Consider the following 8,822-nt stretch of genomic DNA (forward strand, 5'->3'; position numbering starts at 1 on the left):
TTATTCCTGTACTCATTGCCAGAATATTTTTAACCGATCCAATGGTTATAGGCTTTGTTGCTTTGGCTGCAGTCATTGGCCACATGTACCCTGTTTTTTTTGACTTTCAAGGAGGAAAAGGTGTTGCTACAGCACTTGGTGCTCTTTTAGGGCTTCAATTTATTGTGGGTGTGATGGTTATAGGTACTTGGCTATTAGTTGCCAGATTCACTCGTTACTCGTCTTTAGCTTCATTAGTTTCTATTTGCTTGTCGCCCTTCTATGGAATAATGATTATTGGCCGAATTGAAATTATTCCCCCATTGTTCTTAATGGCGGTGTTAATTATTATTAAGCATAAAGATAACATTATCCGTCTCATCGATAAAACTGAGCCCAAAATTAAATTAACACAACGCAACATACTTGAAGAAGCAATGAACGAGCCTTCTGTTGTTAGTCCCATTCCGGTAGTAACAGAAGTAACTTCAGTAGAAGTTGCAACGGTATCTGAAAAACCTACAGTCACCAAAACAAAAAAATCAGTTAAAAAACCAGCCGTGGAAAAAGCAACAACGACTAAAAAACCCATAACAAAAAAAGCGAAACCAGCTAATCCCAAAATAGAAAAATAAGCATCTTTTTTCAATAATGGGTCAACTTATATTCCCGCCTTAGGCGGGAATTATCAAATCGCATCTCACTTTGTTTTATCAATAGTTCTCTACTGTGCGAAGATGATAAAAGCGGCGCAATTAAGACTACGGTTTTGAGTAGATAGCCTTCCCTAAATTGCATCGCTTAAATTAGCAAGCGGCCAACGAGCTTTAACCTCAACCCCCATTTGCAAATCTCTTGCCCCATTCATCATATGCAAACAACCTGCATAAGCAACCATAGCACCATTATCAGTACAATACTCCAGAGCTGGAAAATAAATTGCACCACCAATTTCGGTCATCCATTTTTGTAATGCACTACGTAATGCCTTATTTGCCCCAACACCACCCGCAACCACTAAACGGCTACATTCAGTTTCTTTTACTGCTCGTTTGCATTTAATTATTAAAGTGTCCACTACCGCAAGCTGAAACGCTTTGGCAATTTCTGAACGAGCACGTTCATCTTTTATGCTTTGATGCCAGGTAGTTAATGAATGTGTTTTTAAACCACTGAAACTAAAATCCAAGCCAGGTCTATCAGTCATAGGACGAGGGAAATGATAAGGAGTTGATTCACATTGATCGGCAAGCGCCGCCAATACTGGACCTCCAGGATAAGGAATTCCCATCAATTTGGCAGTTTTATCGAAAGCCTCTCCTACGGCATCATCCAAGGTATCACCAAGCAGATGATATTCACCTAAGGCTCTAACCTCAATTAACTGGCAATGACCACCAGAAACCAAAAGCGCAATAAAAGGAAACTCTAACGAAGGGGTTTCCATTTTTGCAGCAAGTAAATGAGCTTCCAGATGATGAACGGCCAATGCAGGAATATTAAGGCCATAGGCAAGGCTCTTGGCAAAACAAGAGCCTACCAGTAAAGCACCAATTAGTCCTGGGCCGGCAGTATAAGCAATGCCGTGAAGTTCATTTTTATCAATACCAGCATGGTGTATTACTTCATTTACTAAAGGAATCAGGTAATTCACATGATCACGTGAAGCAAGCTCTGGAACAACCCCACCATGCACACGGTGGGTGTCAATTTGCGAATGTAGCGCATGCGCTAATAGCCCTGCTTCAGAATCATATATTGCGACCCCCGTTTCATCACAGGAAGACTCGATACCTAATACCAACATGAAAAACCTGATAAAAATAAATTAACCGCCGATTATAGCACAGATCGCTGTTATTGTAGCCTCATACCCACCCTATCCACTCAATTTATGCTTCGTTAAAAATAATTTCTTATGATAAGCTTGACGATTGCTTCAACTAGCACTAGAATTGCCCACCTATTAAGATCAAACTATCAGAGGATTATTTTAATGCCTACAGTTCGCGTCAAAGAAGGCGAAAACCCAGAATACGCACTGCGCCGTTTTAAGCGCTCTTGTGAAAAAGCCGGTATTTTAACCGAGCTACGCCGTCGTGAATTTTATGAAAAACCAACAGCTGAACGCAAACGCAAACAAGCTGCTGCAGTAAAACGTCATCTGAAAAAAATTTCGCGTGATACTTCTTCACGACCAGGTATAAAATACCGACGTAAATAAAGTATTTTTCATTCTGTATGAGTTGCTAAGGTCACATTTATGTGACCTTTTGATTTTATCTTAAACATCGTTTCCTTAACCTAAGCCTAAGGATTACATCATGACCATAAAAGAACGCCTCAACACCGATATCAAAGATGCAATGCGTGCCCAAAATAAAAATTTGTTAACCACCTTACGTTTAATCACTGCGGCAGTGAAACAAATCGAAGTTGATGAGCGTATCGAAGTTGATGAAGCACGAATGCTTGCTATTCTAGATAAAATGAGCAAACAACGAAAAGAATCTATAATTCAATTTGAAAAAGCTAGTCGTGATGATTTGGTTTTGCAAGAACAATTTGAATTGTCTATTATAAGCAAGTACTTACCTGAACCTTTATCTACTGCAGAAATTGAAAAAATAGTTAACGATGCCATCACATCAACTGATGCTACAAAACTGGCTGACATGGGTAAAGTCATGGCACAATTAAAGCCAACCCTACAAGGACGCGCTGATATGGGTCAAGTCAGTATGCTAATTAAGGCTAAATTAAACTGAAGGTAGCCATGTCTGGCTTAATCCCACAGCCGTTTATTGACGAACTCTTGCAACGTACTGATCTGGTTGAGTTAGTTGATAGCTATGTTCCTCTTAAAACAAGAGGAACCAGTCACATTGCCTGTTGTCCCTTTCACAATGAAAAATCACCTTCTTTCAATGTAGTTGCCAAAAAACAGTTTTATCATTGCTTTGGCTGTGGTGCCTCAGGTAATGCCATTAGCTTTGTCATGAATTACCTTAATCAAGGATTTATTGACGCAATTGAAACCCTGGCTACACGTTTAGGCTTGACTGTACCGCGTGATGGCCTAACTGAAAAGAATAATGCATCTCAAAATCTCTATAAATTATTATCTGCAGTCAGCCTTTATTATCAAAAAAAACTAAAACATGAAGGACAACTTGCGATCAATTATTTACGCAATAGAGGGTTAAGTGGCGAAATAGCCAGACTTTACCAGTTAGGTTTTGCCAATGAAGGCTGGCACAATCTGGAAAAAGCATTTCCCCATAATCAACGTGATCTGATTACTACGGGCATGTTAATTAAAAATGAAGAGGGAAAAATCTATGATCGTTATCGTAATAGAGTGATGTTTCCTATTCATGACCGTCATGGACGTATTATTGGTTTCGGAGGACGTGTATTAGATGTTGATCAAAAACCTAAATACCTTAACTCCCCAGAAACCATAATCTTTCAAAAGAGCAGAGAATTGTATGGTTTACATCAAATTTTAAATCAAAAAAAATTACCCGATTACCTGATTATTGTGGAGGGCTATATGGATGTCATTGCTTTAGCCCAACATGGCATCATGAACGCAGTAGCTACATTGGGTACTGCAACCAGCACATATCATATCCAACTTTTGGCTAAACATACTAAAGTACTCTTTTTTTGCTTTGATGGAGATAATGCTGGAAAACAAGCAGCATGGCGAGGTCTCGAAAGCAGTTTACCTCATTTAAATCAGGGGCTGGACGCTGGTTTTGTATTTTTACCAGATGGCCATGATCCAGACAGTTTAGTTAGAGCAGAAGGCAAAGAAAATTTTTTAAATCGCCTCCAACACGCGATACCCTTACACCGCTTTTTCCTCGACACGTTAGCAAAAGACATTAATCTGCATAATCCAGCGGGGAAAACACAATTAATTAATCTAACCAAACCATTTTTACAAAAAATGAGCGAGGGATCCTACAAACAACTTCTTATTGATGAGATTGCGCGTATAACTCATATAGAAAGCCATCGTTTGAATCAATTGATTAACGATCAGCGGATGATTCCAGGACAAGTGATTTCTCCATCGCAAACAAAAACTGCTATTACACGCACCCCGATGCGTATTGCTGTAGCCTTGCTTTTGCAACATCCAGAGATTTATTCTCATTGTGCGCAACAAATTACTTCTTATTTGTTAGATAATAAGGAGCATGAAATTTTGTTAAAATTACTGCATCAATTAGAAGCGAATCCACAAACAAATACCGCATCCTTAATTGAAACATGGCGCGATCATCACTACTTTGAATTTATAAATAGATTAGCTGCTTGGGATCACCAGGTCCCCGAACAGGAATTAGTCAAAGAATTTATTGATACCGTTATTTTTTTACAGAAACAAAACCAGGAATTAATGATTCGTCAGCTAATTGATAAATCACGTCGACATGGTTTAACCGAAACAGAACGAATAAGTTTGCAAAAAATGGTACAAGAAAGACATATATAAAAATAAAAAAACCCTCTACTCCAAGCCCGGTGCGGAATAGAACAAATCATTGCAAATAGTTCAATAAACTACTAGCATGTTCCCTCTAGCCAGTCTATAATCAGAACATTTTTTAACGTCTAAATCGTCCTTAAAAGAAGTGCCTATGATCATGAATGACCAAGAACAGCAAAGCTCGCAGATAACCAAAGTTATTAGCTTAGGAAAAGAACAATGTTATTTGACTTACAGTCAAATTAACGATTTATTGCCTAACATTGTCGATACAGAACATTTCGATGTCATTATCAGCATGCTTGAAGGCATGAACATCAAAGTATTTGAACTTCCCCCTGGTGATGATGAATTAGCCCTTCTACTCAACACTGAAGAGGTACCAGACATCGAAGAAGCTGCTATGGTTCTTGCCTCTGTAGATAAAGAAACAGGACGGACTACCGATCCTGTTCGCATGTACATGCGTGAAATGGGCACCGTTGAATTATTGACTCGGGAAGGTGAAATCCGTATTGCAAAACGCATTGAAGAAGGCATTTATCAAGTGCTTAGATCGCTGGCGCAATATCCTGAAACAGTACAATTAGTTCTGGATGATTACAAACGCTTTATCGCACAAGAAATTCGTCTCAATGAAATTATTAGTGGATTTGCTGATTCCGACGAAGAAATGGCACCTGCTGCTAATATTGGCTCTATGCTGAATGAAGTACAACAACAAGAAGAACTTCTATTACATGAAGAAGACAGCGAAGATGGCGAAGGCGGTGAAGGTGGTTTGACTGAAGTAGATGATGGCCCAAATCCTGAGCAAGCGAAAATTTATTTTGATGAATTACACAAATGCTTCAATACAGCGATGCTCGCATTAAAAGAAAATAGCAGAACTCACACGAAGACAAATAAATCATTAGAAGCCATGGCGGATGCTTTCTTAAAGCTAAAATTAACATCCAGACAAGTAGATCGTTTAACACGTCATTTTCGCGAATTACGCAATCAGATTCGTGAATTTGAGCGTAGCATTATGCGTTTATGCATTGAAAAAGCACGTATTCCACGAAAACTATTTATTGATACGTTTCCTGGGCAAGAAACTGATCTGGAATGGTTGAATGTTATCATTGCCAAACATACTAAAAAGCTTGACATGAATCGTATTTCAGAACACACCGAAGAAATTTTACGCATCCAATCACGCTTGGTTTCTTTCGAAGTAGAATACGGTTTAACCATTGGTGAGATTAAAGAGATCAACCGTAAAATGTCTATTGGCGAAGCAAAAGCCCGTCGTGCCAAGAAAGAAATGGTGGAAGCAAACCTACGTTTAGTCATTTCTATTGCTAAAAAATATACCAACCGCGGCCTGCAATTTCTTGATTTAATTCAAGAAGGTAACATCGGATTGATGAAAGCGGTAGATAAATTTGAATACCGCCGAGGTTATAAGTTCTCTACCTATGCCACCTGGTGGATTAGACAAGCAATTACGCGTTCGATTGCCGACCAGGCACGAACCATTCGTATTCCAGTACACATGATTGAAACCATTAATAAGCTTAATCGTATTTCTAGACAAATTTTGCAAGAAGTAGGTCGTGAAGCAACCCCTGAAGAATTAGCAGAAAGAATGGAATTGAGCGAAGATAAAATTCGCAAAGTATTGAAAATTGCTAAAGAGCCTATTTCTATGGAAACTCCTGTTGGTGACGATGACGACTCGCACTTAGGAGATTTTATTGAAGACAATAACATCGAATCACCAATAGATATGGCAACTGCTGAAGGGCTGCGTGAAGCAACTTTAGAAATACTGGAAACATTAACTCCTAGAGAAGCAAAAGTACTCCGTATGCGTTTTGGTATCGAAATGAATACCGATCACACCCTCGAAGAAGTGGGTAAACAATTTGACGTAACGCGCGAACGTATCCGACAAATTGAAGCAAAAGCGCTGCGTAAACTTCGTCATCCATCTCGTTCGGAAAAACTGAGAAGCTTTCTTGAAAGTGACGAGAGTTAATTAAATAAAACCCCCTTCCCTAACGGAAGAATTAAGTAAGCTTTGCCTTATAGGCAAAGCAAAAATGTACTGAATATAAAAACAAACCTAAATTTTAACTGATTAACCAGTTCATACATTAAAAAACAGTAATGAACAGGTATAAAAAGCTGGAACAATAATTAAATTAAGTTTAAAATGACTACCTTTCGGGCCTATAGCTCAGTTGGTCAGAGCAGCGGACTCATAATCCGTTGGTCCTAGGTTCAAGTCCTAGTGGGCCCACCAATTAAAACCTTTAAAATCAATACGTTACATTTACCCATTACCAACCCCTCAAAAACCATTGTGGGGATTTTGTGGGGCACAGTAGACACAAACTCATAAACTAACTACCTTACGTCCATGAGATGTATCTTTTTCTTTCCTATTATTTAGATTACGAAGCAACGTGAGAACCACCCCACTTTGTTGCTTTTCGCAAACCTTGTTTCCAGCTTCATATAGATTCTGCAATTCGGCTGATGAGTAATGCGTTGTAATACGACCTGAACAATGCCCCAGCAAATCTTGCCTGTCTTCAAAACTCACTCCGACAGATCTTAATCGCCTACCAAAGGTATGTTTGAGATCGTGAACTCTTACAAACTCCAAACCAGCTTTCTTGCGAGCTTCTTTCCAACCTGTATTATTCATTCGGGTAACTGGATTGCCTTTAAAGGTAAACACAAACTGCTTATGCTTACCTCTTTGACTATCAACTACCGATTTTGCCGTCTGATTACAGACTACCAAGCGCTCTTCACCATTTTTAACCATTTCATGGGGAATGATAAACACCATTAAGTGCGGCAATTGAGGAATCTTAATTTCCCAATCCCATTGCAAGTGACACACTTCACTCTCTCTGCATCCAGTATTAACAGCGAATAATGCCATTTGTTCTAAATGCGAAGGCAGCTTAGCAAAGAGCCGACGCTGCTCATCCCAACTTAAAGGATAAGGTTTACGCAAGTCATCTTCCAGCAACAATTTAATTTTTGGCGCGTTTAGTAACCAGGTCAGTCCATATTCATCAAGCCATTCTGTTGCAGCCAAATTAGTGATGCGTCGAACAATCTTAAGACCATGATTAATGGTTCTGGTTTTCAACTGCTCCTTACGTCGCCCATCAATAAATGGCTGTAAAGTACCCATATGAATCGAATCTAAAGACATCTTCCCAATATATTGCACTAGAATACGTAAACGTCCTGCGTCATCTTTGATGCTACGCTTATGTTGATTCTCGTCCAAAAATTTAATGGCTGCTTCCATAAAGGTGCGTTTAGGTCTTACCCCAAACACAGACGCCTGCCTTATTTCTTCAATGCGTTTACCTAAATATTTTTCTGCTTCTTCGAGGCTACTCGTGCTAGTGCTTTCTCGAATTCTGCATCCAAAGATCGCTTTATCGATATGCCAGTACTCACCTCTTTTGAAAAGACCCGGTGATTTTTTTCGTCCCATTGTTCCATACTCCTCTGTCTGGCTACCGCAGGACGACCACTACAGAGCTTATAATCGTCCACCCAGGCGTCTAAATCAAGTCTGTCGAAAGCAATTCCTTGTGTTCCAATTGGAATTTCTATTAATTTAGGACGTACTTCATCATTAAATCTATGTCTATCCATCCCTACATAGATTGGAGCATCACGTAATCGAACGAGTCGAGGAAGTAAATTTGTCATTTTAATTCTTACAATTGGTTTATTTTTATAAACCATATATTAAGAATAGATCTTTTTTATGTCAACAAAAATAAACTATTTATATGTACTTTAAAATGCTAGAACTTACGCTTTGAAAGTTTAGTGGTTTATTAAAACTGTTACATGGCATTTTATTTACAAAACAGTAAGAGAATTAAACAAAAGACACCTGCTTGGGTAAGAACTCCAAAATTTAATACAAATAGCTTTTGCCTTGAACGTTGAAGTGGGGAAGCTTGTTCCCCAATTATCAGATTTGAAAAACCCCAACACTACCTTACTTACCTAAATATGATTAGCATAGCTCCTTCCTCTACGTTGAAAAATGCGCAAACTGGTTTTCTTATATATGTTATGACAATAGTATCTTACCTTTGAAGAACAGAATGATAATTATTTCCATTATCATCATGTTACTTGCGTAATATTGCGAAAGTTGCACCCAACTGCAATTGAAAATTGCAGTTGAATGGAACTCAAATTGGCAGGCGATTGCAATTCAAGATTGCAGGGTATCGGAGCGTTAGCGACGATAAGTTTTATTACCTAATTATAGTCCTCATTTATCTATTTTATTAGTAGA

7 protein-coding genes and 1 tRNA gene are annotated in these 8,822 nt (G+C 38.7%); 6 read left to right on the plus strand and 2 right to left on the minus strand.

Annotated elements, in window-relative coordinates; all coding sequences use genetic code 11:
• Nucleotides 1–614: glycerol-3-phosphate acyltransferase (locus WA877_RS01265; RefSeq protein WP_425169131.1), on the plus strand; the 614-nt coding region annotated here is incomplete at its 5' end.
• 152 nt (nucleotides 615–766) lie between these two features.
• Here the strand turns inward: WA877_RS01265 and tsaD are convergent.
• Nucleotides 767–1,786: a tRNA (adenosine(37)-N6)-threonylcarbamoyltransferase complex transferase subunit TsaD gene (gene tsaD, locus WA877_RS01270; protein WP_425169132.1), complete on the minus strand. Its 1,020-nt coding sequence runs from the start codon at nucleotides 1,784–1,786 to the stop codon at nucleotides 767–769.
• Nucleotides 1,787–1,975: 189 nt separating this feature from the next.
• Here tsaD and rpsU point away from each other — a divergent pair, with 189 nt between their 5' ends.
• The 5 genes from rpsU (at nucleotide 1,976) to WA877_RS01295 (ending at nucleotide 6,776) form a co-directional block, all read left to right on the plus strand.
• Nucleotides 1,976–2,203: a 30S ribosomal protein S21 gene (rpsU, locus tag WA877_RS01275; RefSeq protein ID WP_425169133.1), complete on the plus strand. Its 228-nt coding sequence runs from the start codon at nucleotides 1,976–1,978 to the stop codon at nucleotides 2,201–2,203.
• A gap of 100 nt (nucleotides 2,204–2,303) precedes the next feature.
• The gene (locus tag WA877_RS01280) at nucleotides 2,304–2,747 is read left to right on the plus strand and encodes a GatB/YqeY domain-containing protein (protein WP_425169134.1); all 444 of its coding nucleotides are present in this window, start codon (nucleotides 2,304–2,306) and stop codon (nucleotides 2,745–2,747) included.
• An 8-nt stretch (nucleotides 2,748–2,755) separates the two neighbouring features.
• Nucleotides 2,756–4,489, plus strand: coding sequence for a DNA primase (dnaG, locus tag WA877_RS01285; RefSeq protein WP_425169135.1), 1,734 nt, complete (start codon nucleotides 2,756–2,758; stop codon nucleotides 4,487–4,489).
• A gap of 145 nt (nucleotides 4,490–4,634) precedes the next feature.
• Nucleotides 4,635–6,509 carry an RNA polymerase sigma factor RpoD gene (gene rpoD / locus WA877_RS01290; RefSeq protein WP_425169136.1) on the plus strand — a complete coding sequence of 625 codons (1,875 nt, stop codon included), beginning with the start codon at nucleotides 4,635–4,637 and terminating at the stop codon, nucleotides 6,507–6,509.
• A gap of 190 nt (nucleotides 6,510–6,699) precedes the next feature.
• Nucleotides 6,700–6,776: transfer RNA gene (locus WA877_RS01295), tRNA-Ile, on the plus strand.
• 93 nt (nucleotides 6,777–6,869) lie between these two features.
• On the opposite strand, the gene WA877_RS01300 is transcribed toward WA877_RS01295, so the two are convergent.
• Nucleotides 6,870–7,997: a tyrosine-type recombinase/integrase gene (locus WA877_RS01300; RefSeq protein WP_425169137.1), complete on the minus strand. Its 1,128-nt coding sequence runs from the start codon at nucleotides 7,995–7,997 to the stop codon at nucleotides 6,870–6,872.
• Nucleotides 7,998–8,822 lie beyond the last annotated feature (825 nt).

It is taken from the genome of Legionella sp. (genome assembly GCF_049790535.1).
Taxonomy (GTDB): domain Bacteria; phylum Pseudomonadota; class Gammaproteobacteria; order Legionellales; family Legionellaceae; genus Legionella.

Excerpts from the sequence above, each read along its gene's own strand:
- WA877_RS01280 (WP_425169134.1), top strand. The coding sequence starts at position 2,304 with ATGACCATAAAAGAACGCCTCAACACCGATATCAAAGATGCAATGCGT.
- dnaG (WP_425169135.1), top strand. The coding sequence starts at position 2,756 with ATGTCTGGCTTAATCCCACAGCCGTTTATTGACGAACTCTTGCAACGT.
- rpoD (WP_425169136.1), top strand. The coding sequence starts at position 4,635 with ATGATCATGAATGACCAAGAACAGCAAAGCTCGCAGATAACCAAAGTT.
- tsaD (WP_425169132.1), bottom strand. The coding sequence starts at position 1,786 with ATGTTGGTATTAGGTATCGAGTCTTCCTGTGATGAAACGGGGGTCGCA.
- WA877_RS01300 (WP_425169137.1), bottom strand. The coding sequence starts at position 7,997 with ATGGGACGAAAAAAATCACCGGGTCTTTTCAAAAGAGGTGAGTACTGG.
- rpsU (WP_425169133.1), top strand. The coding sequence starts at position 1,976 with ATGCCTACAGTTCGCGTCAAAGAAGGCGAAAACCCAGAATACGCACTG.